This window comes from Geodermatophilus sp. URMC 62 (genome assembly GCF_052931475.1).
Genome location: NZ_JBRFHY010000001.1, coordinates 5,445,986 through 5,472,177 on the forward strand (window position 1 = coordinate 5,445,986; position 26,192 = coordinate 5,472,177).

Annotated in this window: 26 protein-coding genes; 19 read left to right on the forward strand and 7 right to left on the reverse strand. The window is 73.9% G+C overall.

Annotated features, from left to right (window positions below; genetic code table 11):
- Positions 1-132: 132 nt before the first annotated feature.
- Genes ctaE through qcrB form a run of 4 tightly spaced genes read left to right on the forward strand, consistent with a single transcriptional unit; the run spans position 133 to position 4,472 of the window.
- Entirely contained in the window at positions 133-756 is a 624-nt protein-coding gene (ctaE, locus tag ACU616_RS26100; RefSeq protein WP_446761302.1) for an aa3-type cytochrome oxidase subunit III, read from the forward strand.
- A 7-nt stretch (positions 757-763) separates the two neighbouring features.
- Positions 764-1,645 (forward strand): cytochrome bc1 complex diheme cytochrome c subunit, encoded by an 882-nt coding sequence (gene qcrC / locus ACU616_RS26105; protein ID WP_446761303.1) that lies wholly within the window; start codon positions 764-766, stop codon positions 1,643-1,645.
- The gene (qcrA, locus tag ACU616_RS26110; RefSeq protein WP_446761304.1) at positions 1,642-2,754 is read left to right on the forward strand and encodes a cytochrome bc1 complex Rieske iron-sulfur subunit; all 1,113 of its coding nucleotides are present in this window, start codon (positions 1,642-1,644) and stop codon (positions 2,752-2,754) included. The genes qcrC and qcrA overlap by 4 nt, the downstream gene beginning before the upstream one ends.
- Positions 2,754-4,472, forward strand: a complete 1,719-nt coding sequence (qcrB, locus tag ACU616_RS26115; RefSeq protein WP_446761305.1) for a cytochrome bc1 complex cytochrome b subunit — start codon at positions 2,754-2,756, stop codon at positions 4,470-4,472. Before qcrA ends, qcrB begins: the two co-directional genes overlap by 1 nt.
- 645 nt (positions 4,473-5,117) lie before the next feature.
- Here qcrB and ACU616_RS26120 read toward each other — a convergent pair.
- The 3 genes from ACU616_RS26120 to ctaC form a co-directional block, all read right to left on the reverse strand.
- Positions 5,118-5,303, reverse strand: coding sequence for an inositol monophosphatase family protein (locus ACU616_RS26120; RefSeq protein ID WP_446761306.1), 186 nt, complete (start codon positions 5,301-5,303; stop codon positions 5,118-5,120).
- A 189-nt stretch (positions 5,304-5,492) separates the two neighbouring features.
- Positions 5,493-5,897, reverse strand: coding sequence for a cytochrome c oxidase subunit 4 (locus ACU616_RS26125; protein WP_446761307.1), 405 nt, complete (start codon positions 5,895-5,897; stop codon positions 5,493-5,495).
- 78 nt (positions 5,898-5,975) lie between these two features.
- Positions 5,976-6,848 (reverse strand): aa3-type cytochrome oxidase subunit II, encoded by an 873-nt coding sequence (ctaC, locus tag ACU616_RS26130; RefSeq protein ID WP_446761308.1) that lies wholly within the window; start codon positions 6,846-6,848, stop codon positions 5,976-5,978.
- 356 nt (positions 6,849-7,204) lie between these two features.
- Between ctaC and ACU616_RS26135 the strand changes: the two genes are divergently transcribed.
- The 3 genes from ACU616_RS26135 to asnB are packed head-to-tail and all read left to right on the forward strand — an operon-like array spanning position 7,205 to position 9,923.
- The gene (locus ACU616_RS26135; protein ID WP_446761309.1) at positions 7,205-7,570 is read left to right on the forward strand and encodes a metalloprotease; all 366 of its coding nucleotides are present in this window, start codon (positions 7,205-7,207) and stop codon (positions 7,568-7,570) included.
- Positions 7,560-7,934, forward strand: coding sequence for a DUF3817 domain-containing protein (locus ACU616_RS26140; protein WP_446761310.1), 375 nt, complete (start codon positions 7,560-7,562; stop codon positions 7,932-7,934). The genes ACU616_RS26135 and ACU616_RS26140 overlap by 11 nt, the downstream gene beginning before the upstream one ends.
- Before the next feature lie 54 nt (positions 7,935-7,988).
- Positions 7,989-9,923, forward strand: coding sequence for an asparagine synthase (glutamine-hydrolyzing) (asnB, locus tag ACU616_RS26145; RefSeq protein WP_446761311.1), 1,935 nt, complete (start codon positions 7,989-7,991; stop codon positions 9,921-9,923).
- A 63-nt stretch (positions 9,924-9,986) separates the two neighbouring features.
- Here asnB and ACU616_RS26150 read toward each other — a convergent pair whose 3' ends face one another.
- Complete coding sequence (locus tag ACU616_RS26150) at positions 9,987-10,343, reverse strand: HesB/IscA family protein (protein WP_446761312.1); 357 nt, start codon at positions 10,341-10,343, stop codon at positions 9,987-9,989.
- 155 nt (positions 10,344-10,498) lie between these two features.
- On the opposite strand from ACU616_RS26150, the gene ACU616_RS26155 reads away from it, so the two are divergent.
- Both ACU616_RS26155 and ACU616_RS26160 read left to right on the forward strand, forming a co-directional pair.
- Positions 10,499-11,107 carry a DUF3043 domain-containing protein gene (locus tag ACU616_RS26155; protein WP_446761313.1) on the forward strand — a complete coding sequence of 203 codons (609 nt, stop codon included), beginning with the start codon at positions 10,499-10,501 and terminating at the stop codon, positions 11,105-11,107.
- Between the two features lie 80 nt (positions 11,108-11,187).
- Positions 11,188-12,171, forward strand: a complete 984-nt coding sequence (locus ACU616_RS26160; RefSeq protein ID WP_446761314.1) for an aldo/keto reductase family protein — start codon at positions 11,188-11,190, stop codon at positions 12,169-12,171.
- A gap of 41 nt (positions 12,172-12,212) precedes the next feature.
- Here the strand turns inward: ACU616_RS26160 and ACU616_RS26165 are convergent, their stop codons facing one another.
- Positions 12,213-12,425 carry a hypothetical protein gene (locus tag ACU616_RS26165; protein ID WP_446761315.1) on the reverse strand — a complete coding sequence of 71 codons (213 nt, stop codon included), beginning with the start codon at positions 12,423-12,425 and terminating at the stop codon, positions 12,213-12,215.
- A 127-nt stretch (positions 12,426-12,552) separates the two neighbouring features.
- Here ACU616_RS26165 and ACU616_RS26170 point away from each other — a divergent pair, with 127 nt between their 5' ends.
- The 4 genes from ACU616_RS26170 (at position 12,553) to ACU616_RS26185 (ending at position 14,930) form a co-directional block, all read left to right on the forward strand.
- Positions 12,553-12,993 carry a phage holin family protein gene (locus ACU616_RS26170; protein WP_446761316.1) on the forward strand — a complete coding sequence of 147 codons (441 nt, stop codon included), beginning with the start codon at positions 12,553-12,555 and terminating at the stop codon, positions 12,991-12,993.
- A complete protein-coding gene (locus ACU616_RS26175; protein WP_446761317.1) occupies positions 12,990-13,478 on the forward strand; it encodes a DUF3618 domain-containing protein in 489 nt (162 codons plus the stop codon). The genes ACU616_RS26170 and ACU616_RS26175 overlap by 4 nt, the downstream gene beginning before the upstream one ends.
- The gene (locus ACU616_RS26180) at positions 13,475-13,750 is read left to right on the forward strand and encodes a DUF4235 domain-containing protein (RefSeq protein ID WP_446761318.1); all 276 of its coding nucleotides are present in this window, start codon (positions 13,475-13,477) and stop codon (positions 13,748-13,750) included. The genes ACU616_RS26175 and ACU616_RS26180 overlap by 4 nt, the downstream gene beginning before the upstream one ends.
- Before the next feature lie 73 nt (positions 13,751-13,823).
- The gene (locus tag ACU616_RS26185) at positions 13,824-14,930 is read left to right on the forward strand and encodes a YihY/virulence factor BrkB family protein (RefSeq protein WP_446761319.1); all 1,107 of its coding nucleotides are present in this window, start codon (positions 13,824-13,826) and stop codon (positions 14,928-14,930) included.
- Between the two features lie 33 nt (positions 14,931-14,963).
- Here the strand turns inward: ACU616_RS26185 and gcvT are convergent, their stop codons facing one another.
- Complete coding sequence (gene gcvT / locus ACU616_RS26190) at positions 14,964-16,073, reverse strand: glycine cleavage system aminomethyltransferase GcvT (RefSeq protein ID WP_446761320.1); 1,110 nt, start codon at positions 16,071-16,073, stop codon at positions 14,964-14,966.
- Between the two features lie 129 nt (positions 16,074-16,202).
- Here gcvT and ACU616_RS26195 point away from each other — a divergent pair, with 129 nt between their 5' ends.
- From ACU616_RS26195 to ACU616_RS26210, 4 genes are all read left to right on the forward strand, one after another.
- Positions 16,203-17,714: a leucyl aminopeptidase gene (locus ACU616_RS26195; protein ID WP_446761321.1), complete on the forward strand. Its 1,512-nt coding sequence runs from the start codon at positions 16,203-16,205 to the stop codon at positions 17,712-17,714.
- A gap of 155 nt (positions 17,715-17,869) precedes the next feature.
- Positions 17,870-19,249, forward strand: coding sequence for a dihydrolipoyl dehydrogenase (gene lpdA / locus ACU616_RS26200; protein ID WP_446761322.1), 1,380 nt, complete (start codon positions 17,870-17,872; stop codon positions 19,247-19,249).
- A gap of 51 nt (positions 19,250-19,300) precedes the next feature.
- Positions 19,301-21,205, forward strand: coding sequence for a 2-oxoglutarate dehydrogenase, E2 component, dihydrolipoamide succinyltransferase (gene sucB / locus ACU616_RS26205; protein WP_446761323.1), 1,905 nt, complete (start codon positions 19,301-19,303; stop codon positions 21,203-21,205).
- A gap of 72 nt (positions 21,206-21,277) precedes the next feature.
- Positions 21,278-22,189: a TIGR01777 family oxidoreductase gene (locus tag ACU616_RS26210; RefSeq protein WP_446761324.1), complete on the forward strand. Its 912-nt coding sequence runs from the start codon at positions 21,278-21,280 to the stop codon at positions 22,187-22,189.
- Here ACU616_RS26210 and ACU616_RS26215 read toward each other — a convergent pair.
- Positions 22,137-23,966 (reverse strand): serine/threonine-protein kinase, encoded by a 1,830-nt coding sequence (locus ACU616_RS26215; RefSeq protein ID WP_446761325.1) that lies wholly within the window; start codon positions 23,964-23,966, stop codon positions 22,137-22,139. The two genes, ACU616_RS26210 and ACU616_RS26215, sit on opposite strands and share 53 nt — an antisense overlap.
- Positions 23,967-24,082: 116 nt before the next feature.
- Between ACU616_RS26215 and ACU616_RS26220 the strand changes: the two genes are divergently transcribed.
- Entirely contained in the window at positions 24,083-25,345 is a 1,263-nt protein-coding gene (locus ACU616_RS26220; RefSeq protein ID WP_446761326.1) for an FAD-dependent oxidoreductase, read from the forward strand.
- Positions 25,345-26,079: a Type 1 glutamine amidotransferase-like domain-containing protein gene (locus tag ACU616_RS26225; protein WP_446761327.1), complete on the forward strand. Its 735-nt coding sequence runs from the start codon at positions 25,345-25,347 to the stop codon at positions 26,077-26,079. The genes ACU616_RS26220 and ACU616_RS26225 overlap by 1 nt, the downstream gene beginning before the upstream one ends.
- Positions 26,080-26,192: the final 113 nt, after the last annotated feature.

Sequence of the window (26,192 nt, forward strand, 5' to 3'; positions counted from 1 at the left end):
TGCGGCAGCCTAGTGGCAGCCGCGACCCCGGCCCGGGGCGCCCGGCACCCGATCGGGGGACGTCTCGGGGCGGTCACGGCGCCGCCGCGCCACCACACCCGCGGTCGTCGGGTTTCGAGACCCGGTGCCATGATGGTCGGCGTGACAACGGCCCCCGTGGCGAGCAGCACCTTCGACACCTCGCGGGTGCACTCCCTGACCCGACCGAACATGGTCAGCGTCGGCACGATCATCTGGCTCTCCAGCGAGCTGATGTTCTTCGCCGGGCTGTTCGCCATGTACTTCACCGCACGGGCGCGCTCGACCGAGGGCTGGCCCCCCGAACCGACCGAACTGAACCTGCCGTACGCGCTGGTCTTCACGCTGATCCTGGTGGCCTCCTCGGTCACCTGCCAGATCGGCGTCTTCGCGGCGGAGAGTGGCAACGTCTACGGCCTGCGCCGGTGGTTCACCATCACCTTCGTCATGGGCCTGGTGTTCGTCCTCGGCCAGGCCAACGAGTACCGGGTGCTGGTCACCGAGCACGCGACCACGATCTCGAGCTCCACCTACGGCTCGGTCTTCTACCTGACGACCGGCTTCCACGCGCTGCACGTCATCGGCGGCCTCGTGGCCTTCGTCTTCGTGCTCATCCGGTCCACCATGGGCCGCTTCACGCCGGCACAGGCGACCTCGGCCATCGTGGTCTCCTACTACTGGCACTTCGTCGACGTCGTGTGGGTCGGGCTCTTCGCCACGATCTACCTGATCCGCTAGGGAACCGGTGTCCACCACGAACCCCCAGTCCGACAGCCGGCCCGACGAGGCGCCGGGCCGCCGGCTCAGCTGGTCGCGGCGTCCGGGAGCGGGCACCCCGGCGGCCGCCGCCCGCGCCCGCCGTCGCTCCAAGCAGCGCCGCCGCGTGGCCAACGTCGCCGCGCTCATGGCCGGCCTCCTCCTGACCGGCGCCGTCTACTGGACCATCGCACCCGGGGCCCAGGCCGCCGACGAGGGCAGCGAGTCCAGCGCGGAGGCCGCCGGCCGCGAGCTCTACGAGCGCAGCTGCATCAGCTGCCACGGCGAGAACCTCGAGGGCGTGCCCAACCGCGGGCCCTCGCTGATCGGCGTCGGCGAGGCGGCCGTCTACTTCCAGGTGCACACCGGCCGCATGCCGCTGGTGCGCCAGGACGCCCAGGCCCCCGACAAGCCGGCCATCTTCTCCGACGAGGAGATCGACCAGCTGATGGCCTACGTGCAGGCCAACGGCGGTGGCCCCACGCTGCCCTCGGGCGACCTGCGCGACGGCGACCTCGCCGCCGGTGGTGAGCTGTTCCGGCTCAACTGCTCGTCCTGCCACAACTTCGTCGGCGAGGGCGGCGCCCTCTCCTCGGGCAAGTACGCGCCCAGCCTCGAGGACGCCAACGACCTCGAGATCTACGCCGCCATGCTGACCGGGCCGGAGAACATGCCGGTCTTCGGGGACAACCAGATCACCCCGGAGGAGAAGCGGTCGATCATCAACTACGTCCAGACGATCACCGACATGCCCGACCCGGGGGGCGCCGGCATCGGCCGCATCGGCCCGGTGAGCGAGGGCCTGGTCATCTGGGTCGTCGGCATCGCCGCCCTGCTGTTCGGGATCTTCTGGATGGGGAGCAAGGCGTGACCACGCACGACACCCGCCCCGGCTCGACCGGCGGCGCGGACACCCCCGGCCCGCTCCACGGCGGCCCGGACGACGACTACACCCCCGAGCAGCTCGCGACCATCCCCCGCGAGGACCTCGACCGGCTCGGCGCCCGCTACGACGGTGTCGAGATCCTGCACGTCGACCCGGGCCCGGAGCCCGGCTCGAACCTGGAGAAGCGCGCCGTCCGCCAGGTCGGTCTCTTCTTCGGCCTCGCCGGGCTGTGCGCCTTCGGGTTCGCCGTGGTCTACGCCGGTGCCGGCTGGTTCCTGCCCGACTGGGAGTGGGAGCTGGGCAGCAGCACCTTCAGCGTGCTGTACACCCCGCTGCTCGGCGCGCTCATGGCCCTGGCGTTCACCTTCTTCGGCGTCGGGCTGGTGCTCTACACCAAGAAGCTGCTGCCGCACGAGACCGCCGTGCAGGACAAGCACGACGGCTCGCACTTCGACCGGGTGACCACGGGCGCCACCCTCGTCGGCGGCCTGCACAACAGCGGGCTGGCCCGCCGCAAGCTCATCACCCGCACGCTGGTGTTCATGGGCGGCGGCCTCGGCATCATGCTGCTCGCCCCGCTCGGCGGTCTGATCAAGAACCCGAACAAGGGCGACCCGCTGGGCACCACCGCCTGGGCCGAGGGCGTGCGGCTGGTCCGTGACGACGGCACCCCGATCCGCCCGGGTGACCAGGTGCCGGGCTCGCTGGAGACGGTCTTCCCGGCCGTCCCCGAGGGCAACCGGCTCTCGGACGTGGCCACGATGCTCATCCGGCTGCGTCCCGCGCAGGCGCAGGAGGCCACGCCGCGCCAGGGCCAGGAAGACTTCGGCTACGGCGACTACGTCGCCTACTCCAAGATCTGCACGCACGCCGGCTGCCCGGTGTCGCTGTACGAGCAGGAGACCAGCCGCATCCTCTGCCCGTGCCACCAGTCGCAGTTCGACGTGACGCAGGGCGCCAAGCCGGTCTTCGGCCCGGCCACCCGCTCGCTCCCCCAGCTGCCCATCACAGTCGACGACGAGGGGTTCTTCGTCGCGCGCAGCGACTACATTGAGGCCGTGGGTCCCACCTACTGGAACCGGGAGCGCATCTGATGGCCCGTACCGCCACCAAGCCAGGAGCACCCACCACGCTCCTCGGCAAGGCCGCTCTCGAGGTGGACGACCGGCTCATCGTCGCCGGTCCCCTCCGCAGGACGCTCAACAAGGTCTTCCCCGACCACTGGTCGTTCCTGCTCGGCGAGATCGCGCTCTACTCCTTCATCATCCTGCTGCTCACCGGCACGTACCTGACGTTCTTCTTCCAGGCCTCGATGGTCGAGGTCACCTACAACGGCACGTACGCACCGCTGCGCGGCATCGACATGTCGATCGCCTACGCCTCGACGCTGGACCTCTCCTTCGACGTCCGCGGCGGTCTGCTGATTCGGCAGATGCACCACTGGGCCGCGCTGCTGTTCATGGCCTCGATCGTCTGCCACATGCTGCGGATCTTCTTCACCGGCGCCTTCCGCCGGCCGCGGGAGACCAACTGGCTGATCGGCGTCGCGCTGCTGATCCTCGGCATCTTCGAGGGCTTCGCCGGCTACTCGATGCCCGACGACCTGCTCTCGGGCACCGGCCTGCGCATCATGTCGGCGATCATCCTGTCGATCCCGGTCGTCGGCACCTGGGTCCACTGGGCGGTCTTCGGCGGTGACTACGTCGGCGAGCTGATCGTCGGGCGGCTCTACATCGCCCACGTGCTGATCATCCCGGCGATCCTCCTGGCGCTCATCGCGCTGCACATGCTGATCCTGGTCAAGCAGAAGCACACCCAGTTCCCCGGTCCCGGCCGCACCGAGCACAACGTCGTCGGCAACCGGCTCTTCCCGACCTTCGCCGGGAAGGCGACCGGCCTGATGATGGTGGTCTTCGGTGTCGTCGCCGCGCTCGGCGGTCTGGTGCAGATCAACCCGGTGTGGCTGTGGGGTCCGTACAACCCGTCGCAGGTGTCCGCAGCGTCCCAGCCCGACTGGTACGTCATGTTCCTCGACGGGTCGACGCGGCTGTTCCCGGCCTGGGACATCTACCTGCCGGGCAACTACAACATCCCGGCGCTGTTCTGGCCGACGGTCGTCCTGCCGGGCATCATCTTCACGCTCCTGCTGGCCTACCCGATGCTGGAGCGGAAGCTGACCGGCGACACCGCCTCGCACCACCTGCTGCAGCGCCCGCGCGACGTCCCCGTGCGGACCTCGCTCGGCATGATGGCGATCTCGTTCTACGTGGTGCTGCTGCTGTCGGGCGCCAACGATGTCATCGCCGACAAGTTCGACATCAGCCTCAACGCGATGACCTGGATCGGTCGCATCGGCCTGATCATCGTGCCGCCGGTCGTCTACGTGCTCACCTACCGGATCTGCCTGGGTCTGCAGCAGCACGACCGCGAGATCCTCGAGCACGGCATCGAGACCGGCGTCATCCGGCGTCTGCCGCACGGTGAGTTCATCGAGGTCCACCAGCCGCTTGGCCCGGTCGACCACCACGGTCACGGCGAGCTCGCCTACGGCGGCGCTCCGGTGCCCAAGAAGATGAACCAGGTCGGTGGCGCTCGCCGGGCCATCCGCGGTTTCTTCTCGCCCATCGAGGAGCCCGCGGCGGTCGAGCTCGAGCAGCGCGGCGAGGAGCGCGGGCTGGCCCCGGCCGACTCGCACCGGGAGCTCACCACCAGCGGGCGCCCGGCCGAGGGTGGCCGCCCCTCCGAGGGCGGACGCCCCAGCGAGGGCGGGCGTCCCTCCGAGGGTGGCCGGCCGCAGGAGCCGCGCGACTGACCCGCGAGTGATCGACGCCCCCGCCAGGGGGCAGCCAGCAGGGCCCCGGTGGACTCCCCACCCGGGGCCCTGCTGCGTCGTCGGGTACCACGGGGCCGGAGGGACGGCTCACGGGGCGCCCTGCGGGGCCCTGGGCGGCAGGCCGGCGCCTGCGCCGGTCAGGCGCGGTCAGGCGGTCGGGCGGTCGCGGCGTGCCGGGTGGTCCAGCGCGGCGAGCAGCGGGTCGCGCAGGGCGGCGTTGCAGTACAAGCCCCCGCCACGGTCGCTCGCTCGTCCACCGGTGCGGTCGGTGAAACGGCCCCCTCCTCGACGATCAGGATCCACGGAGCGTGGTCCACGCGTGGTGGCGCTCGGCCAGTAAGGCGTCGATCTCGCCGCGCACCAGCTCGACCAGCGGGAGGGGGCTCGGCGGGGGGCGCTGCGCGCCCGGTGGGAGATGCGCCCTCGACTCGTCGTCCAGGGCCTTCAGCACCGCACCGGCGAGTGTCGCGGTCGTGCTGACCGCCGGGCGCCGCGGCAGGGCCAGGACGACTCGAAGAACCCCACCCCGCGTCGCCCACCCGCACCGCCCCAGCGCCGGGGAGGTGACGACCGCGACCCCGGTGCCCCGGGACCTCCAGCGCGACGTGGATCCGCCAGTTCGGATTACGCCTGCTGGGAGCCGGTGCCGTCGATCGGGTCGAGGACCCGGACCCGCTCGGACTCGGCGAGCCGGCCGACCTGCTCGCCGAGGAGCACATCCCCGGACCGCGCCCGCGACAAGGTCTCCTCGAGCAGTCGCTCCACGGCCAGGTCGGCCGCGGTGACCGGCGAGCCGTCGTCCTCCGGCATCGCCGAGACGCCGGCCCGGACGTGGGCCGGCGCGAGTCCGGCCGCCAGGTCACGGCGTGGACCGGGGGCCGGGCGAGGCCGTCCGGGCATCCGGCCGTCCGGGGCCGGGCACCTGCCGGCCCGCGGCCCCCGGACGACGGAGGGCCCTCCCCCGCGGTGCGGGAGAGGGCCCTCGTGGGAGCGGGGAGGTCAGCTGGACTGCGCGTTCTGCCCGACGTAGTACTCGAAGAGCAGGCCGCCGATCGTCACCAGCAGCGCCACGACGCCGATGATCACCAGCCAGATGTACCAGTAGGCCATGCCCAGACCGGTGATGGCCGCCGACAGGGCCAGCGTGAAGGGCCAGTAGCTGCTCGGGCTGAAGAAGCCGAGCTCGCCGGCGCCCTCGGCGATCTCGGCGTCCTTGCGGTCCTCGGGACGAGCGTCGATACGGCGCGACACGAACCAGAAGAAGCCGCCGATGAGGCCGGTCAGCGCCGCGGAGAGGACCAGCGCGGTGGTGCCGATCGGCTCACGGGACCAGATGCCGTAGACGGCCGCGGCGATGACGCAGAACACCGCGATGAGGTTGAAGATGAGCGCCTCGACCTTCACGGTCGTCCTCCCTGCTCGCCGGGGGCGGCGTTGATGGCGGTGGTGCCGGTGGGGGCGGTCACGACGTCGTCAGCCGGCTCAGTTCTCGGCCCGCTGGTAGTAGTCGTCGCCCACGCGGAACGGCCGGGTCGAGGTGGCGTCGCCGGACTGGCCGATGCTCTCCAGGGCCTCGAAGGTGCTCTGCCCGGACTCGCGGGCGGCGAGGTAGGCGTCGTACTGCTGCGGGGTGACCGCGCGGACCTCGAAGTTCATGTACGCGTGGTAGGTGCCGCACAGCTCCGCGCACCGCCCGACGTACGCGCCCTGCTCGTTGACCGTCACCTCGAAGACGTTGTCCCGGCCGTTCTCGTTGCCCGGGATGACGTCGAGCTTGAAGAGGAACTCCGGCACCCAGAAGGAGTGGATGACGTCGGCGGAGGACACCTCGAAGCGGATGGTCTCGCCGGTCGGCACGACCAGGATCGGGATCTCGTCGGTGCTGCCGACGGTGTTCACCGGCTCGCCGTCGGCTCCGGTGGTCTCCGGGTAGACGAACTGCCAGTTCCACTTGAAGGCGTTGACCGCGACGGTCACGTCGGGGTCGTCGCTGCGCGCCTGGACCTCGTTCTGCACCGTGACGGTGAAGAAGAACAGCCCGGCGATGATGATGAACGGGAAGATCGAGTAGGCGATCTCGAGCGGCAGGTTGTACGCGGTCTGCCGCGGGAGCTCGTCGCCCTTCTTCTTGTGGAAGAGCACTGACCAGATGATCAGGCCCCAGACGATGAAGCCGACGATCAGCGCCGCGATCACCGACCACGTCCAGAGCTGGCGGACGCTCTGGGACTGCTCGGTGATCCCCGAGGGGAAACCGAAGCGCCAGAACTCGTTGTTCGGGTCGCACCCGGTGAGGGTGAGCACCCCCAGGAGACCGAGCGCGGCGACCCGCGCGAGCCTGCTGCCTCGAGCCACTGCTCGCTGCCTCCTCGTTCCCCCACCCGGGTGACCCGGGCGGATCCACCGGCGCGGCCGCCTGCGGGGAACCCCGAGGTCCGTGCGCCGACTCCAGTCTGGGCCGAGACTAGCCGACCTCGCAGAACGGCCGACGACCGGAGACGGGTGGCGGCGGGTCGGCGCCGATCCGCCGGATCCCCGGCCCGACCGGCCGCCCGACGTGCGGCGGGACCGTGGGAGGGGACGCCCTCCCCGCGGTGGTCCCGGGGACGGCGGTCGCCGTCCCGCCGGACCCGCCGACGTCGCCGGTGGAGGCCGGTGACGCCCCCCACCGCACCGCCGCCCCGGCCGCCGCGGCGGTTAGAGTCGGAGGCGTGTGGACGCGGCTGCTGACTCCGAGGTGGGTGCTGCTGCACCTGCTGGTGGCGGCTCTCTTCGTCGCGACGTTCTTCCTCGGCTACTGGCAGCTCACCAAGGCCGAGAACGGCGGCGGCGCGGTCAACTGGAGCTACGCGCTGCAGTGGCCGCTCTACGGCTTCATGGGCCTGTGGTTCTACGTGCGGATGGTGCGCGAGGAGCTGCACCGCGACCCCGACGAGGACGAGCCGGGCAACGCGGTCGTCCTGTACCAACGGCCGCGGGTCGACACCACGGGCGACCCGGAGCTGGCGGCCTACAACGCCTACCTCGCCGAGCTCAACGAGCGCGCGCTGGGGCAGAAGAGCACGCATGGCCGCTGAGCGGACCGCGGAGCACAGCCGGCTGCCCCGCGCGCTCGCCCGTCGGGCCGGGCAGGGCGTCCCCGCCGCTCTCCTCCGCTACCGCGTCATGGCCTGGATCGTGGGTGTGCTGCTCATCGCGCTCGTCCTGGTCGCGGTGCCGATCAAGTACCTGGGCGGCGTCGACGAGCCGGTGGCCGTCATCGGCACCGCGCACGGCTGGCTGTACGCCATCTTCTTCGTCACCGCCTGCGACCTCGCCCTGCGCGCCCGCTGGACGGCGCGTGGAACGGTCCTCATCCTGCTGGCGGGCACCGTTCCCGTCCTGTCGTTCGTCGCCGAGCGGTTCGCCACCCGCAGGACCCGCGCCGGCGAGCGCGTCTGACCCCGTCCCGGCCACCGCGGCCGGGCTCGAGCCGACCCCCGGAGACCTGCGCCCATGTGCGGCCTGCTGGCCTACCTGTCCACCGACGCCCCCCGGGTCGACGACGACCGTGTCGACGGCGTCCGCGAGGCGCTGCACTGCCTGCACCACCGCGGCCCCGACGACACCGCCGTCTGGGCCGACCCGAACGTCGTCCTCGGCTTCAACCGGCTGTCGATCATCGACGTCGAGGGCAGTCCGCAGCCGCTGCCCTACGCCGGGGACCGCTACCGGATCCTGTTCAACGGCGAGATCTACAACTACGTCGAGCTGCGCGAGGAGCTCGCCGCCGCCGGGGCACAGCTGGCCACGCACGGCGACACCGAGACGATCGTCGCCGGCTACCACCTGTGGGGTCAGGACGTCGTCCGGCGGCTGCGCGGGATGTTCTCCTTCGTCATCTGGGACACCCACACCCGCACCGCCTTCGGCGCCCGCGACCCGTTCGGTATCAAGCCGCTGTTCACCGCGCGCCTGGCCGACGGCGGCCTGGTCTTCAGCTCGGAGAAGAAGGCGCTGCTGCAGCTGCTCGGCGGCAGCGCGGCCGCCGGCGGCGTGGACCCCGCGTCGCTGCAGCACTACCTGACGCTGCAGTACGTGCCCGAGCCCGCGACCCTGCACCGCGGCATCCGCCGGATCGAGAGCGGGACCAGCTTCACCGTCGTCGACGGCGAGCTGTCGACCGCGCGCTACTTCCACCCGACGTTCCGGCCGCAGCCGGTGCCCGCCGCCGGCGAGCAGGAGCTCTACGGCCGCATCGCGGCGGTGCTCGACGAGTCCGTCGCCAAGCACATGCGCGCCGACGTGACCGTGGGCTCCTTCCTCTCCAGCGGCATCGACTCCACCGCGATCGCCGCGCTGGCGCACCGCTACAACCCCGACCTGATGACGTTCACGGTCGGCTTCCAGCGGCAGGCACAGTCCGAGATCGAGATCGCCGCGGAGTCGGCGTCGATCCTCGGCGTGCGGCACGTGCCGGTCGAGGTCAGCGCCGAGCAGTTCGCCGCGGCCATCCCCGAGGTGGTCTGGTACCTCGACGACCCGGTCGCCGACCCCGCGCTCGTGCCGCTGTACTTCGTGGCCCGGGAGGCCCGCAAGCACGTGAAGGTGGTGCTCTCCGGCGAGGGTGCCGACGAGCTCTTCGGCGGCTACACGATCTACCGCGAGCCGATCAGCCTGGCGTGGGCGTCCTCGCTCCCGCCCGCCGGACGCCGCGCGATGGCCCGGATCGCCGGCCTGCTCCCCGAGGGCGTGCGCGGCCAGGACCTGCTGCGCCGGGCGTCGACCCCGCTCGAGCAGCGCTACTACGGCAACGCCCGCAACATGCGCGACGACGAGCTGGCCGCGCTGCTGCCGGGCCGCGATCCCGACCTGTCCCACGTCGCGGTCACCGAGGACCTCTACCGGCGCACCCGCGAGGCCGGCTACGACGACGTGACGGCGATGCAGTACGTCGACCTGTTCACCTGGCTGCGCGGCGACATCCTGGTCAAGGCCGACAAGATGACCATGGCCAACTCCCTCGAGCTGCGGGTGCCCTTCCTCGACCCCGAGGTGTTCGCGATCGCGAGCTCCCTGCCGGTCGAGCAGCGGGTGCCGCGCCGCGGGGACGCGACGAAGTACGCGCTGCGCCAGGCGATGCGGCAGATCGTCCCGCCGCGGATCATGAACCGCCGCAAGCTGGGCTTCCCGGTGCCGACGGCGGACTTCCTCGCCGGCCCGCTGCACGACTGGGCCCGCGGGATCGTCACCGACAGCCAGACCCAGGAGTGGCTCGACCGCGACGTCGTCCTCGGCCTGCTCGACCGGCTGCGCGCCGAGGAGGTGCCGAGCAAGCGGATCGCCCGTCAGCTGTGGTCGGTGCTGGTCTTCATGGTGTGGCACGGGATCTTCGTCGAGGAGCGGATCACCGTCGACGTCCCGGAGACGGTCTACCCCGTCAAGCTCTGACCGACGAGAACGGCGCCCGCCCCCGGAGGGGACGGGCGCCGTTTCCGTCCAGGCGCTGGTGGCCTAGTGGAACGAGTCGCCGCACGCGCAGGAGCCCTGCGCGTTCGGGTTGTCGATCGTGAAGCCCTGCTTCTCGATGGTGTCGACGAAGTCGATCACCGCGCCGCCCAGGTAGGGGCCGCTCATCCGGTCGACGATGACCTCGACGCCGCCGAACTCGAAGGTCTGGTCACCGTCGAGGAAGCGCTCGTCGAAGAAGAGCTGGTAGCGCAGGCCGGAGCAGCCACCGGGCTGGACGGCGATGCGCAGACGCAGGTCGTCGCGGCCCTCCTGGTCCAGCAGCGCCTTGACCTTGGCGGCCGCCGGCTCGCTGAGCAGCACGCCGGTGCTGCCGGCGGTCTCGGTGTCCTGCACCGTCATGTTCTGTCCTCCCACATCCGAGGGCGCCCGCTGCGGTGCTCCCTGCAGCGGGCCAACACCGTCGTGACCGACGCTGTTCCATGGCCGTGCACCACTGTACGGCCCGCGGCTGGGACCGTCGGTCCCCTGCGCGGGCGCACGTAGACTCCCCGGTCGTGAAGCTCCGCCTGCCCGGGCGCCGGGACCGCGCCGCGACCGCCCCGGACGCCGCCACGGACCTGACCGAGCAGCTGGTGAAGTCCGGCGGCAAGGGCCGGCCCACGCCCAAGCGCAGCGAGGCCCAGGGCCGGCGTCCCGGTCCCCCGCCGCCGCCTCCGACCACCCGCAAGGAGGCCTACCAGCGGATGCGCGAGCAGCGCGCGGTCCGGGGGGCCGATGCCCGGGCCGGCACCGCCCGCGGCGACGACGCGTCCGTCCCCGCCCGCGACCGCGGCCCGGTGCGCCGGCTGGTGCGCGACGTCGTCGACGCCCGCCGCAACGCCGGGAGCTTCTTCCTGCTGGTGGCCGCACTGGTCCTGGTCGGCTACTTCATCCCGAACCCGGCGGTGCAGAGCTACACCGTCTTCGTCTGGTTCGCCTTCTTCCTGCTCATCGCCGTCGACTCGGTGTTCCTCGGCCGCCGGATCAAGAAGAAGGTCCTCGAGCGCTTCCCCGACCAGCCGCACCGGATGAGGGGTCTGGTCTGGTACGGCGTCAGCCGCGCCACCATGATCCGCCGGTGGCGGTTCCCCAAGCCCGAGGTCGCGCTCGGCGCCGACGTCTGAGGGAGGTCCCCCGCTCGCACGCCCGGGGCGGGACCCAGCGGGCAGGCCGGTGCGGCTCGGCGGCAGTAGCGTCGGGGCACGTGGAGTACCGACGCCTCGGCCGTTCCGGCCTGACCATCTCCGAGATCGCCTACGGCAACTGGCTCACCCACGGGGGCCAGGTCGAGGAGGACGCCGCGCAGGCCTGCGTGCGCGCCGCCCTCGACGCCGGCATCACGACCTTCGACACCGCCGACGTCTACGCCGGCACCCGCGCCGAGTCCGTGCTCGGCCGCGCCCTCGCCGGACAGCGCCGCGAGGGCCTGGAGGTCTTCACCAAGGTCTACTGGCCGACCGGCCCCGGCCCCAACGACCGCGGCCTGGGCCGCAAGCACCTTCAGGAGAGCTGCGAGGCCTCGCTGCGGCGGCTGCAGACCGACCACATCGACCTCTACCAGGCGCACCGCTACGACGAGACGGTGCCGCTGGAGGAGACGATGACCGCCTTCGCCGACCTGGTGCGGGCGGGCAAGGTGCTCTACATCGGCGTCTCGGAGTGGCGCGCCGAGGAGATCGCCGCCGGCGCGGCGCTCGCCCGCGACCTCGGTGTCCAGCTCATCAGCAACCAGCCGCAGTACTCGATGCTGTGGCGGGTCATCGAGGACGAGGTCGTCCCGACGTCGCAGCGCGAGGGCGTGTCGCAGATCGTGTGGTCCCCGCTGGCGCAGGGCGTGCTCACCGGCAAGTACCGCCCGGGCGAGCAGCCGCCGGAGGGCAGCCGGGCCACCGACCCCGAGGCCGGCCGGTTCATCCGGCGGTTCATGACCGACGACGTCCTCACCCGCGTGCAGGACCTGCGGCCGGTCGCCGACGACCTGGGCCTGTCCATGGCGCAGCTCGCCGTCGCCTGGGTGCTGCAGAACGAGAACGTCGCGGCCGCGATCATCGGCGCGACCCGGCCGGAGCAGGTGCACGACAACGTGAAGGCGGCCGGCGTCCGGCTGGAGGCCGACGTGCTCGCCCGCATCGACGAGGTCCTCGGCGAGGTCGTCGAGCGCGATCCCGCCAAGACCGCGCGCGGCTGAAGGAGGACCGCCCGCGCCCGGCCTGGACCTCGACCCGGGGTTCAGGCCGGGGCGAGCGCCATCGGGCCGTAGACCTGCTGGTCGCCGTCGAACAGCGTCACCGAGGCCACCCCCCGGCCCAGCAGGTCGCGCCAGTGCTCGCCCAGCCAGGACTCGGCGTCGCCCTGGTTGTCCGACCGCGGCACCTCGACGCCGAGCGCGGCCGGGTCCAGGGTCGCGCCGTCGGGGTCCTGCAGTCGCCAGGTCCAGCTCATGCCGCGAGGGTAGGTGAGCGGGCGGGAGCGGCTGCGGTCGTGGCCGGGGTGTGACCTCCGCGGGGGTTAGCGCCGTGATCGGCGCGGGCATGAGGGCACCGACCGTCCCGCCCCTCCCGGAGGTCCGATGACCACGCCCGCAGCGAGCGGCGCCTCGCGTGCGACCCCGCCGCCCCCCTCGACAGAGGATGCCTCCACCGGTCAGCTCATCAGCCAGCTGACCGAGCAGGTCTCCCGTCTCGTCCGCGACGAGGCGCGCCTGGCCCAGGCCGAGATGACCCAGAAGGCCAAGCGCCTCGGGGTCGGTGCCGGGCTGTTCGGCGGCGCCGGACTCGTCGGCTTCCTCGGGCTGTGCGTCCTGATCACCACCTTCGTGCTGCTGCTCGACCTGGTGCTGCCGGCCTGGCTGGCGGCGCTCGTCGTCGCCGTCGTGCTGTTCGCCGTCGCCGGCGTGCTCGCCCTGGTCGGCAGGAAGGACGTGCAGCAGGGGACGCCGCCGGTGCCGAGCGAGGCGATCGCGAGCACCAAGGCCGACATCGCCACGGTGAAGGAGAGTGCGCGCCGATGAGCACACCGTCCGGCAGCACGCCGTCCGGCGCCTCGGAGCCCGACGACGCGACCGCGGGTCCGACCGACCCCGACGCCATCAAGGCCGAGATCGAGGCCACCCGCGAGCAGCTCGGTCGCACGGTCGACGAGCTCAGCCACCGCCTCGACGTCCCGGCGCGGGCCAAGGAGGGCGCCGCCCGCGCCAAGGACACCGCGGTCGAGACCTACCGCGAGAGCCCGCCGGTCGTCGCCGGCGCCGGTGCCGCCCTGGCCGGCCTCGTCGGCCTCGTGGTCTGGCGCCGCCGGCGCAGGCGCCGCCGCCTGGCCGCCGAGGCCGCGACGGGACGGGCCGTCGCCGAGGCACGGGCCGAGGCGCGGCGCGCCCGGCAGGAGGCCGCACGCGAGGCACGCAAGGCACGCCGGGCCGTGGCGAGGAACGCGAAGCGGACCGCCACCCGCACCGCGACGAGGACCCGGCGGACCGCGAGGAGGGCACGCAGGTGAGCAGCACGGGCGCCAAGCTGGTCTACCGGCCGGTCGGCCTGGCCGGCGGCATCCTCGCCGGCGTCGTCTCCGGCGCGGTGTTCAAGCAGATCTGGAAGCGGGTCTCCGGGGAGGAGGACGCGCCCGACGCGCTGCAGAGCGAGTACAGCATGCGCGAGGTCGTGCTCGCCGCGGCGATCCAGGGCGCGATCTTCGCCGCGACCAAGGCCGTGATCGACCGGGCCGGCGCTCGCGGCTTCACGAAGCTGACCGGCAGCTGGCCGGGCGACTGACGCGACGAGGGGGACGGACATGACGGGCACACGACCCGGGACGCGGCCCGGGCCCAGCAGTCGTGACAGCGCGGTGGACCGCATCCGGGAGCGCGTCGAGGAGAAGGCGGCCCGGCGGGCGGCCGCCCGCGAGGCGGCCGAACGGGCCGCCCGGGGGGACGGCGCGCCGGACCCGGGACGCGTCCCGCCCGGCGGACCGTCCCCGGAGCAGCTCCCGGGGGTGCATGCGGAGAAGCCGACGCAGATCCCGGCGCGCGGCTGGAAGCAGATCGTCAAGCGGGCCTGGGCCGAGAACAACGCCGACAACATGCCGATCATCGGCGGCGGCGTGGCGTTCTTCGCCTTCCTGGCGATCTTCCCCGCCCTCATCGCGACGATCTCCATCTACGGCCTGGTCGCCAGCCCGGAGACCGTGGCCCGGCAGGTCGAGGAGTTGTCGGCCCAGCTGCCGGACGAGGCGGCCAGCCTCATCGGCGACCAGCTGACCGCGATCACGCAGAACAGCGGCGGGGCGCTGTCGTTCTCCCTGTTCGTCTCGGTCCTGGCCGCGCTGTGGTCGGCGTCCGGCGGCACCGGCAACCTGATCAGCGCGGTGAACATCGCCTACGACGAGGTGGAGACCCGCGGCTTCGTCAAGCGCAAGGCGCTGGCCCTGGGCCTCACCCTCGGGGCGATCGTGTTCGTGCTGATCACGTTCGCGCTGGTCGCCGTCGTGCCGGCCGTGCTCGACCAGCTGCCCCTCGGCGTCGTGGGGACGATCCTGGCGCAGGTCATCCGCTGGGTGCTGCTGCTCGGGGTCTTCGCCGGCTCGCTCGCCGTGGTGTACCGGGTGGCCCCGGACCGCGACGCCCCACAGCTGAAGTGGGTCAGCCTCGGCGCGGTCGTCGTCACGGTCATCTGGGCACTGGTCAGCCTGGGCTTCAGCTTCTACGTCAACAACTTCGGGTCCTACGACAAGACCTACGGCGCGATCGCCGGCGTGATCGTCCTCATGCTGTGGCTCTACCTCACCTGCTACCTGATCCTTCTGGGTGCGGAGATCAACTCCGAGGCCGAGCACCAGACCGCGCAGGACACCACCGAGGGGGAGCCGGTGCCGATGGGCCAACGCAACGCCACCATGGCCGACGAGCTGCCCGACCCGCCGGAGCCGACGAAGGAGTCGAAGCAGAAGGCCTGAGCGCCCACCGCCGACCCGGGGACCTGGACGGGTTCAGCGCACGTGCGAGGGGACGAACGGCGGGCGCACGACCTCGACCGGCTGCGGACGGCCGCGGACGTCGACGGCGAGCTCTGCCCCGTCGGCCACCCCCGCCACGGTGTCGAGCAGCGCCAGCGCGATGCCGGTGCGCAGGGTCGGGGAGAACGTGCCGCTGGTGACCTCGCCGACCCGCGCGCCGTCGCCGTCCACCACCGCCATCCCCGGGCGCGGGATGCCCCGGCCGGGCGCCCGCAGACCCCACAGCAGCCGGGCCGGGCCGGCTCCCCGTTCGGTGAGCAGGGCCTCCCGGCCCCAGAACGCCGGCTTGTCCCAGCCGACGGCCCAGCCACTGCGCGCCTGGTTCGGCGTGATCGACCGCGACAGCTCGTGCCCGTGCAGCGGGTAGCCCATCTCCGTGCGCAGGGTGTCCCGCGCCCCGAGGCCGCACGGGCGGATGCCCTCGGCCGCGCCGGCCTCCAGCAGCCGGTCCCACAGCTCGCCCGCCCGGTCGGCGGCGACCAGCAGCTCGTAGCCGTGCTCGCCGGTGTAGCCGGTCCGGCAGACGGTCACCTCCTGGCCCTCCCCGCCGGCGAAGGCCATGTAGGGCAGGTCGGCGACCAGCCCGGCGGCGGAGAGGACGGCGGCCGAGCGCGGGCCCTGCAGCGCCAGGACGGCCACCTCCTCGTGCCGGTCGGTCACCTCGACCCCGGCCGGGGCCGCGGCGGCCAGCCGGGCGAGCACCTCCTGGGCGTTGGCGGCGTTGGGGACGAGCAGGACGTCGTCGGGACCGTGCAGGTAGACGATCAGGTCGTCGACCACGCCCCCGGCGTCGGCCTCCCCGTCGGGGACGCAGCACAGCGTGTACTGCGCCTGCCCCGGCCGGATACGCGCGAGGTCGTTGGTCAGACAGGCGTCGACCAGCGCGGCGGCGCCCGGACCGCGGACGGTGCCGGTGCCCAGGTGCGAGACGTCGAACAGGCCCACGGCCTCGCGCACCGCGGCGTGCTCGGCCAGCACCCCTCCCCCGGCGTACTCGATGGGCATCGACCAGCCGCCGAAGTCGGCCAGCTTGGCGCCGGCCGCGACGTGCCGTTCGTGCAGGGGGGAGGTCCGCGGGCTCACTCCCGCACGCTATCCGGCGGCGTGCTGGCACGGCCGCCGTGCAGGGACCTGCGCCGACCCCTCGCGAGCCCCGCCGTGGGCTCGCGAGGGGTGAGCAGGTCCCGGTCCTCCGACTCCTAGGATCGAGCGGTGCCGCCGACGATCACCGCCACCGACCGCCCGCTGGAGAAGACCCCCGCCGATGCCGTGGTCGTCGGCATCGGCAAGGGCACCTCCGCCCTGCTGCCCACGCCGGGCGCGGAGGCCGTCGACCGGCTGCTGGGCGGTCGCCTGCTGCCCGCCCTCGCCGACCTCGGCGCCCGCGGCGGGCAGGACGAGGTCACCCGGGTGTCCACCCTCGGCCAGGGCCCCTTCCCCGTCGTCGCGGCCGTGGGGCTCGGTGCGCCGGAGCCCACCGGCGGGTACTCGGCCGAGGCCGTGCGCCGCGCAGCCGGTGCCGCGAGCCGTGCGCTGTCGGGACGGAGCTCGGTCGTCACGCTGCTCGCCGCCGTGGGCGGCACCCCGGACGCCGAGCGGCTGCACGCCGTCGGCGAGGGCGCGCTGCTGGGTGCCTACGAGTTCACCGCCTACAAGTCCGACCTGCCCGGCGACCGGCCCACCCCGCCGCGGGAGTTCACCGTCGTCGTCCCCGACGCCGGCACCGCCAAGGCGCCGCTGGCCCGCGTGCGCGCGGTGGCCGACGCCGTCACGCTCGTCCGCGACCTGGTCAACACCCCGCCCAACGACCTGTACCCCGCCGAGCTGGCCGCCCGCGGAGCGGCCGCCGGCAGGTCGGCGGGCCTGTCGGTGGAGATCCTCGACGAGGAGGCCCTGGCCGCCGGCGGCTACGGCGGCGTCCTGGCGGTGGGGAGCGGCTCGGCCCGCGGTCCGCGGCTGCTGCGCCTCACCTACAGCGGGAAGCGGGCGCGCAAGAAGGTCGCGCTCGTCGGCAAGGGCATCACCTTCGACAGCGGCGGCCTGTCGATCAAGCCGGCGCAGAACATGCACCACATGACCAGCGACATGGCCGGCGCGGCGGCGGTCATCGCCACCGTGTGCCTCGTCGCGCAGCTGGGACTGCCGGTCGAGGTGACCGCGACGGTCCCGATCGCCGAGAACCTGCCCAGCGGCACCGCCTACCGCCCGGCCGACGTGGTGACCTTCCGCAACGGCAAGAAGGCCGAGATCACCAACACCGACGCCGAGGGCCGCGTGGTCCTGGCCGACGCCATCGCCCGCGCCGCCGAGGACTCCCCCGACGTGCTGCTCGAGACCTCCACGCTGACCGGCGCGCAGCTGGTCGCGCTCGGCTCGCGGACCGCGGGCGTCATGGGCAGTGACGACCTGCGCGACGCCGTGGTGGCCGCCAGCCGGCGCAGCGGCGAGCCGATGTGGGCCATGCCGATGCCCGAGGAGCTGCGCCGGGGCATCGACTCCCCGATCGCCGACTTCGTCAACGCCAACGCCGACCGGATGGGCGGCATGCTCGTCGGGGCGCACTTCCTGGCCGAGTTCGTGCCGGACGGGCTGCCCTGGGCGCACGTCGACATCGCCGGCCCGAGCTACAACACCGGCGCCCCGTGGGGCTACACGCCCAAGGGCGGCACCGGTGTGCCGGTGCGCACCCTGCTCGCCACGATCGAGGACCTGCTCGCCCGCTGACGCGGTCCGGACGGGCGCACCGGCCGCCGTCGGCGGTGCGCGCCCGGCCGGCGGGTCGGCGCCCTCGGCCTGCGGTTCCGGACAGTGGCAGGATGGTCGCGGACCACCCCCCGCCCGCACGGGCGGGGCAGGCCGAGAGCATCGAGGAGCACGTCGTGAGCGCACCCACCTCCCCCGCCGACCTGGTCATCCTCGGTGGTGGCTCGGGTGGCTACGCCGCCGCCCTGCGGGCAGCCGAGCTGGGCCTGTCGGTCGTCCTGATCGAGAAGGACAAGGTCGGCGGCACCTGCCTGCACCGCGGCTGCATCCCCACCAAGGCCCTGCTGCACGCCGGCGAGGTCGCCGACCTGGCGCGCGAGGGCGAGCAGTTCGGGGTGAAGACGTCGCTGGCCGGCATCGACATGGACGGCGTCAACTCCTACAAGGACGGCGTCGTATCGCGGCTGTACAAGGGCCTCCAGGGCTTGATCAAGAGCCGCAAGATCACCTACGTCGAGGGCGAGGGCCGGCTGGTCTCCCCCACCGCCGTGTCGGTGAACGGGGAGACCTACGAGGGTCGCCACGTCCTGCTGGCCACCGGCTCCTACTCCCGCAGCATCCCCGGCGTCGAGCTCGACGGGGTCCGCGTCATCGACAGCGAGCAGGCCCTCGGGCTCGACCGCGTCCCGACCTCGGCGATCATCCTGGGCGGCGGCGTCATCGGCTGCGAGTTCGCCAGCGCGTGGAAGTCCTTCGGGGTGGACGTCACCATCATCGAGGGTCTGCAGCACCTGGTCCCGCTGGAGGACGAGAGCTCCTCCAAGCTCCTGGAGCGCGCCTTCCGCCGCCGGAAGATCAACTTCGAGCTCGGCAACATGGTGTCCTCGGTGCAGTCCACCGAGAACGGCGTCAAGGTCAGCCTGCAGAACGGTAAGGACTTCGAGGCCGAGATCGTGCTGGTGGCCATCGGCCGCGGCCCGGTCAGCCAGGGCCTGGGCTACGAGGAGGCCGGGGTCGCGATGGACCGCGGCTACGTGCTGGTCGACGAGTACTGCCGGACCAACGTGCCGACCATCTCCGCCGTCGGTGACCTCATCCCCACCCTCCAGCTGGCGCACGTCGGGTTCGGCGAGGGCATCCTCGTCGCGGAGCGGCTGGCCGGCCTCCCGGTCGTGCCGATCGACTACGCCGGCGTCCCGCGGGTCACCTACTCCGACCCCGAGGTCGCCTCGGTCGGCCTGACCGAGACCCAGGCCCGGGAGAAGTACGGCGACGTCGAGACGCTCGTCTACGACCTGGGCGGCAACGGCCGCAGCCAGATCCTCAAGACCCAGGGTGCGGTCAAGCTGATCCGCCAGAAGGACGGCCCGGTCGTCGGCGTGCACATGGTCGGCAGCCGGGTCGGCGAGCTCGTCGCCGAGGCCCAGCTGATCTTCAACTGGGAGGCCCTGCCCGACGAGGTCGCCGCCCTGATCCACCCGCACCCCACGCAGAGCGAGGCCATCGGCGAGGCGCACCTGGCCCTCGCCGGCAAGCCGCTGCACGCGCACAGCTGACGACGCACCCCGCCTCCCCCACCCGCGCCACCACGAAGGAGCCCTGCCCCGATGCCGACCTCCGTCACCATGCCCGCCCTGGGCGAGAGCGTCACCGAGGGCACGGTCACCCGATGGCTCAAGCAGGAGGGTGAGCAGGTCGAGGTGGACGAGCCGCTCCTCGAGGTCTCGACCGACAAGGTCGACACCGAGATCCCCTCGCCCGCCGCCGGCGTCCTCAGCAGGATCCTCGTGGCGGAGGACGAGACGGTCGAGGTCGGCGCCGAGCTCGCCGTCATCGGTGGGGACGGGGATGGGGACGGCGGTGGCGGCCCCGCGTCCGCCGAGGACGCGGACACCACACCGCAGACCCCGGCCCAGCAGGTCGACGACGCCGGTCCGGCACCACAGCAGGAGCAGCAGCCCGCACCGTCGGCACCGGCCGCGGCCGACAGCGGTTCTGGAGGCGGCGGTTCCGGGGGCGGCGGTGGCGGTGAGGGCACGCCGGTCACCATGCCGGCACTCGGCGAGAGCGTCACCGAGGGCACGGTCACCCGCTGGCTGAAGGCCGTCGGTGACGAGGTGACGGCCGACGAGCCGCTGCTCGAGGTCTCCACCGACAAGGTCGACACCGAGATCCCCGCCCCGACCTCCGGCACGCTGCTGGAGATCACCGTCAACGAGGACGAGACCGTCGACGTCGGCGCGCAGCTGGCCGTGATCGGCAGTGGAGCCGCCGCGGCTGCGCCGGCCCCGTCCGCTCCTGCCCCGGCCCCCGCTCAGCAGGAGACGCCCGTCCAGCAGCCGCCCGCACCCCGGCAGGAGCCGCCGGCTCCCGCGCCGCCCGGTCCCCCGCCGTCGGTCCCCGCCGGTGCCGACTACGGCTCCGGTGCCGCCGAGACCGTCGCCGAGCAGCAGCAGAGCCCGCCGACCCAACCGTCCCCCGCGCCGGCCGCGTCCGCCCCGGCCCCGGCCGCCTCGGCCCCGGCTGCCTCGGCGCCCGCTCCGGCCGACGGCGCCGGCACCTACGTCACCCCGCTGGTGCGCCGCCTGGCCGCCGAGCACGGCGTGGACCTGGCCTCGGTCACCGGCACCGGGGTCGGCGGGCGGATCCGCAAGCAGGACGTGCTGACCGCCGCCGAGCAGGCCGCCACTCCCGCCGAGGCCCCGGCTGCCGCGCCGGCCCCGGCACCCGCTCAGGCCGCCGGCCGTCCGGCCACGCTGTCCCCCGCGGCGCAGCAGGACACGTCGCTGCGCGGCCGCACGGAGAAGATGTCCCGCCTGCGCAAGGTCATCGCCCAGCGCATGGTCGAGTCGCTGGCGGTCAGTGCGCAGCTGACCACGGTGGTCGAGGTCGACATCACCCGGATCGCCAAGCTCCGCGACCGCGCCAAGCGCGACTTCCAGGCCCGCGAGGGCGTCAAGCTGTCGTTCCTGCCGTTCTTCGCCAAGGCGGCGGTCGAGGCGCTCAAGGCCCACCCGGCCGTGAACTCCTCCGTCGACATGGAGGCCGGCACGGTCACCTACCACGACGCCGAGAACCTCGGCGTCGCCGTCGACACCGAGCGGGGCCTGCTGGTCCCGGTCATCCACGGCGCCGGTGACCTGAACATCCCCGGCCTCGCCCGGAAGATCGCCGACCTCGCCGAGCGGACCCGCATCAACAAGGTCACCCCGGACGAGCTCGGTGGCGGCACCTTCACGCTGACCAACACCGGCAGCCGGGGCGCGCTGTTCGACACCCCGATCATCAACCAGCCGCAGGTGGCGATCCTCGGCACCGGTTCGGTGGTCAAGCGCCCGGTCGTCGTGCAGGACCCCGACCTCGGTGAGGTCATCGCGGTCCGGTCGATGGTCTACCTGGCCCTCAGCTACGACCACCGGATCGTCGACGGCGCCGATGCCGCCCGCTTCCTCACCACGGTCCGGGAGCGGCTGGAGGCCGGTCAGTTCGAGGGTGACCTCGGCCTCGCCTGATCCCACCCGGTCGGGCCCCGGCGTGCGCGCCGGGGCCCGACCGCGCGGTGTCGACGGGGGACGAGGAGGGTCATGAAGATCGCGGTCACGGGAGCCTCCGGCCTGATCGGGTCGGCGCTGGTCCCGGCGCTGCGGGCCGACGGGCACGAGGTGCTCCGGCTCGTCCGCCGCACACCCCGCACCGCCGACGAGCACCGCTGGGATCCCCAGCACCGGCGGATCGACCCGGCGCTGCTGCGCGACGTCGACGCCGTGGTCAACCTCGCCGGCACCCCCATCCGGCCGCGTCCGTTCACCGCGGCCTACCGGCAGGCCGTGCTCACCAGTCGCACCGACAGCACCAGGACCGTGAGCGAGGCGCTGGCGACCGCGGTGGCCGAGGAGCCCGGGCGCCCACGCGTGCTCCTGTCGGCCTCGGCGGTCGGCTACTACGGCGACACCGGGGACCGGGTCGTGGACGAGCAGGCGCCACCAGGGGAGGACTTCCTCGCCCGCGTGGGCGTGCAGTGGGAGGAGGCCACCGGGCTCGCCGCGGACGCCGGCGTGCGCGTGGCCACCCTGCGCACCGGGCTGGTCATCGACCGCGGCGCGATGCTCGTCCGGGTGCTCGGCACGGTGTTCCGCGCCGGGCTGGGTGGCCGGATGGGCTCGGGCCGGCAGTTCTGGCCGTGGATCAGCCTGGCCGACGAGATCGGGGCCATCCGCTTCCTGCTCACCGCTGAGCGGGTCTCCGGCCCGGTGAACCTCACCGGACCGGAGCCGGTGCCCAATGCCGAGTTCGTCCGCGACCTCGCTGCGGCCGTGCACCGCCCGGCGGTGTTCCCGGTGCCCGGCGTCGCCATCAGGCTCGCGCTCGGCGAGTTCGGGCGGTCCAGCGTCCTCGCCGGTCAGCGCGCCGTACCGGCCAGGTTGCAGGCCGCCGGCTACCGGTTCACGCACGCCGACCTGCCTGCGGCACTGGACGCGGCCCTCGCCCGGCGCTGACGCCGGACCTCACGCCAGCCGCCCGGCCGACTCGATCCGCCAGCCCGCCGACGTCCGCACCAGCGTCACCGCGACGGCGAGCCTCCCCGCGGCCGGCCTCGGTGCGGCGCGCCGGCCCGTCGGGATCCGCCGCGGCGACCACCGCGTAGTCCGGCCAGTCGTCGACCAGCCGCACCGTGACCCGGCCGTCCCCGGTGGGACCGGCGGTGACGCCGACCTCCACCACCGCGGGACGGAACCCGCGCAGCACCTCCCCGGCCGCCGTGAGGCCCTCCAGGTACGTCCGGTCGGCCGCGAGGAGGGGACTGTCGGCGGTGTAGACCTCCTCCAGCACCGGAGCCGAACCGGCGGTGAACGCCTCGGCCCGACGGTCGTACAGGCCGGTGAGGACCGCCTCCCAGTCGGTGCCGGGCGCGGGCTCGGGCGCAGGCTCGGGCGCGGTGGTCGCCAGCGGTGACGGCGGCGCCGTCAGCACGGCACCCGAGCTCCCCGGCGAGATCGGGATCGACCGCGGTGAGGCGTCCGGTGACGGTGCGGATCCGCTCGGGGAGGGGGCCGGTGCGGGCACGGGTGGGGACGTCGGCGCGGTCAGCGGTGCCTCCGCCGCCGCGGTCGACGCCCCCACCGCAGGCTCCGACCGGCTCCACACCAGCCCGAGCCAGATCGCACCGACGACGAGGGCCGCCAGGCCGACCACCGCCACGACCCGCCGCGCGGACGACCCGGTCGGGCGGGTGCGCGGCCACGGCGTCCGCCGGGCCGGCCGGACCTCCCGTGGCTCCGGGCGCCGGTGCCGGCCGGGCACCTGGTGGGTCAGCTCGGTGCGCGGACCCCGGCCGGTGCGGGCCAGGTCGGCGTCGGACACGCCGGCCACGGGCAGCCGCACCGGCTCGGGACGACAGGCGTGCCGCAGGTCGAGGGCGAAGGCCGCCGCCGAGCCGCGGTCGTGCGGGTCCCTCGACAGGCCGCGGGTGACCACCTCGAGCAGCGCCGGCGGCGCGTCGGGAGCCAGCTCGGCCAGGTCGGGCAGCTCGCTCTCCGCCGCGACGGCGACCGTGTCGGCCGGCGTGGCCGCGTTCCAGGGCGGTACCCCGGCGAGCGCGTGGAAGGCCGCGGCAGCGACCCCGAAGACGTCCGACGCCGGACCGGGTGCCGCTCCCCGCGCCACGGCCGGATCGACGTAGGCGGGGGTCACCTCCCCGGCCGCGTCCTCCCCCAGCACCCGGGCCACCCCGAGGTCGGTGAGCACCGGGCGGCCCTCGGCGGTGAAGACGACGTTCCCCGGGGAGAGGTCGCCGTGGACGACGCCCTGCTCGTGGGCGCAGGCCAGCGCGGCCGCCACCGGCGCCAACGCCGTCACCACCTCCCCCGGGCGCAGCCGGCCCCGACGCGCCAGCAGCGCCGCCAGGCTCCCGCCCTCGAGCAGGTCGAGGACCAGCGCGACGCGGGCCGGACCCCCGCGGCGCGGTTGGTGCACCACCTCGTGCAGCCGGACCAGGTGCGGGTGGTCGAGTGCGCCGAGCAGCGCCGCCTCACGGGCCTGCCGCTCGGCGTCGCCGGCGACGAGGACCTTGACCGCCACGGCCGCCCCACCCGCCCGCGGCGTCGCCCGCCACACCTCCCCCGATCCGCCACGGCCGAGCAGGCGGTCGAGCCGGTAGCCGGGGACGAGCGGCGGCACCGGGCCGGCGGCCCGGTTGTCCGCCCGGTCGACGGCGCGGTCGTCGGCGCGGTCGTCGGCGCGGTCGGATGCGTCGGGGTCCCGGAAGGCAGGCACGGCGGGCACGGTAGGGCGCGCGGCGGCCCGGCCGCTCCGGCTGTCCACAGGCGACCCGGCGTCCACAGGGCCGCCCCGGACGGGTGGTCCGGCCGGATCCGGCCTAGGTTCGGGCCATGCCGCTGCCCGCCCGTGCCGAGGTCGTCGTCGTGGGCGCGGGGCTCGCGGGCCTGTCCGTGGCCACCCGTCTGGTCGCCGCCGGGCGCGACGTCCACGTCCTGGAGGCCGGGGCGCACACCGGCGGCCGGCTGGCCACCGAGCGGGTCGACGGCTTCGTCGTCGACCGGGGGTTCCAGGTCTTCAACACCGGCTACCCCCGCGCGGCCGACCTCGACCTCGCGGCCCTCGACCTCGGGTACTTCACCCCGGGTGCGGTCGTCCGGGCGGAGGGCCGCGCGCACCGGGTGGTCGACCCCCGCCGCCGGCCGTCCGCCGCCCTCGACACGCTGCGCGCCCCGCTGGGCCCGCTGCCCCGCAAGCTGGCCATCGCCGCGTACTCGGCCCGGGCGGGTCTCGCCCCGGTGCCCCGGCTGCTCTCGGCACCCGAGACCAGCGCCGCCGAGCACCTGACCCGGGCCGGCGTGGGCGCGACGGCACTCGAGCGGTTCTTCGGCCCCTTCCTCGCCGGGGTCCTGCTGGAGGACCGGCTGGAGACCTCGAGCCGCTACCTCGACCTGCTGTGGCGCAGCTTCGCCCGCGGCGCGACCGGCCTGCCGGCCCGCGGCATCCAGGCCATCGGGGAGCAGCTGGCCGCCCGCGTGGGCACCGAGCGCCTGCACCACCGCGTGCGGGTCGCCGAGGTCTCCGGGACGGCGGTCACCAGTGACGCCGGCGTGGTGCGCGCGGACGCCGTCGTCGTGGCCACCGACCCCGACACGGCGGCCGCCCTCGTGCCCGCCGTCGAGGCGAGCGCCCTGCGGCAGGTGACCACCCACTACCACGTGCTGCCGGCCAGCCCGTGGAGCGATCCGCTGATCGTCCTGGGCACGCCCGGCGGCCAGCTGGTCAACAGCGTGGTGCTCACCGACGCCCAGCCCGCCTACGGCCCCGACGGGCGGGCGCTGGTCGCCAGCAGCTCGCTGGCTCCGACGCGCGAGGCCGACGTGCGCGACGAGGTGGCCCGGCTGCACGACGTCGCCGCCGCCGACCTGCAGCACCTGACCACCGTCACGGTCACCGGGGCGCAGCCGGCCGCCCTGCCGCCCGTGCGGCTGCGCCGTCCGGTCGACCTCGGTGGCGGCCTGTTCGTCTGCGGTGACCACCGCGACACCCCATCCATCCAGGGCGCCATGGCCAGCGGCCGGCGCACCGCCGCGGCGGTCCTGCGCACGCTGCGGCGCGACGTCCCCGGCCGCGGCGCGGACCGAGGAGCCGCCTGATGCCCGCCACCGCACCGACGATCCTGGCCACCAGCATCGGCTTCGACTCCCGCGGTCGCGGCCCCTACGACTGGGCGCCCGGCCCGGTGTTCGCCCTCGCCGCCGAGCTCGCCGGCGCCCCCGAGCAGCCGCGGCTGTGCTACCTCGGCACCGCCACCGGCGACGACCCGGTCCGGCTGGCCGGCGTCTACGGCGCGTTCGCCGGCAGCGCGGTGCGGGTGAGCCACCTGAGCCTGTTCCCGATGCCGACCGTCGCCGACGTGCGCGCGCACCTGCTCACCCAGGACGTCGTCTGGGTCGGCGGCGGCAGCGTGGCCAACCTGCTGGCGGTCTGGCGGGTGCACGGGCTCGACGAGGTGCTGGCGGAGTGCTGGCGGGCCGGCGTGGTGCTCGGCGGGGTGTCGGCGGGGTCGCTGTGCTGGCACGTCGGGGGCACCACCGACTCCTACGGTCCCGACCTGCGGCCGGTGACCAACGGCCTGGGGCTGATCCCGACGTCCAACGGCGTGCACTACGACTCCGAGGAGCAGCGCCGCCCGCTCTACCACCGGCTGGTCGCCGACGGGACGCTGCCGGCCGGGCACGCCACCGACGACGGCGTGGGGCTGGTCTACCGGGGCACCGCCGTGGTCGAGGCCGTCGCCGACCGGCCCGGCAAGGCCGCCTACCGGGTGGAGCGCGGACCCGACGGCGCGGCGGTCGAGACCCGGATCGAGCCCCGCCGGCTGCGGTGACCCGCCTCGTCCCCGGCTCCTGCGGCGTCCCGCCGGCGGCGAGCGGGCGGTGGACCAGGGGTCCGTCGACCGCACCTGCGAGGAGTGGGGAGGACGGGGTCCGTTCTCTACGC

What these genes read in the sequence shown, in the direction of transcription:
- ctaE (WP_446761302.1), top strand. Translation starts at nt 133, where the DNA reads ATGGTCGGCGTGACAACGGCCCCCGTGGCGAGCAGCACCTTCGACACC.
- qcrB (WP_446761305.1), top strand. Translation starts at nt 2,754, where the DNA reads ATGGCCCGTACCGCCACCAAGCCAGGAGCACCCACCACGCTCCTCGGC.
- ACU616_RS26120 (WP_446761306.1), bottom strand. Translation starts at nt 5,303, where the DNA reads ATGCCGGAGGACGACGGCTCGCCGGTCACCGCGGCCGACCTGGCCGTG.
- ACU616_RS26140 (WP_446761310.1), top strand. Translation starts at nt 7,560, where the DNA reads ATGGCCGCTGAGCGGACCGCGGAGCACAGCCGGCTGCCCCGCGCGCTC.
- asnB (WP_446761311.1), top strand. Translation starts at nt 7,989, where the DNA reads ATGTGCGGCCTGCTGGCCTACCTGTCCACCGACGCCCCCCGGGTCGAC.
- ACU616_RS26150 (WP_446761312.1), bottom strand. Translation starts at nt 10,343, where the DNA reads ATGACGGTGCAGGACACCGAGACCGCCGGCAGCACCGGCGTGCTGCTC.
- ACU616_RS26165 (WP_446761315.1), bottom strand. Translation starts at nt 12,425, where the DNA reads ATGAGCTGGACCTGGCGACTGCAGGACCCCGACGGCGCGACCCTGGAC.
- ACU616_RS26170 (WP_446761316.1), top strand. Translation starts at nt 12,553, where the DNA reads ATGACCACGCCCGCAGCGAGCGGCGCCTCGCGTGCGACCCCGCCGCCC.
- ACU616_RS26175 (WP_446761317.1), top strand. Translation starts at nt 12,990, where the DNA reads ATGAGCACACCGTCCGGCAGCACGCCGTCCGGCGCCTCGGAGCCCGAC.
- sucB (WP_446761323.1), top strand. Translation starts at nt 19,301, where the DNA reads ATGCCGACCTCCGTCACCATGCCCGCCCTGGGCGAGAGCGTCACCGAG.
- ACU616_RS26210 (WP_446761324.1), top strand. Translation starts at nt 21,278, where the DNA reads ATGAAGATCGCGGTCACGGGAGCCTCCGGCCTGATCGGGTCGGCGCTG.
- ACU616_RS26220 (WP_446761326.1), top strand. Translation starts at nt 24,083, where the DNA reads ATGCCGCTGCCCGCCCGTGCCGAGGTCGTCGTCGTGGGCGCGGGGCTC.
- ACU616_RS26225 (WP_446761327.1), top strand. Translation starts at nt 25,345, where the DNA reads ATGCCCGCCACCGCACCGACGATCCTGGCCACCAGCATCGGCTTCGAC.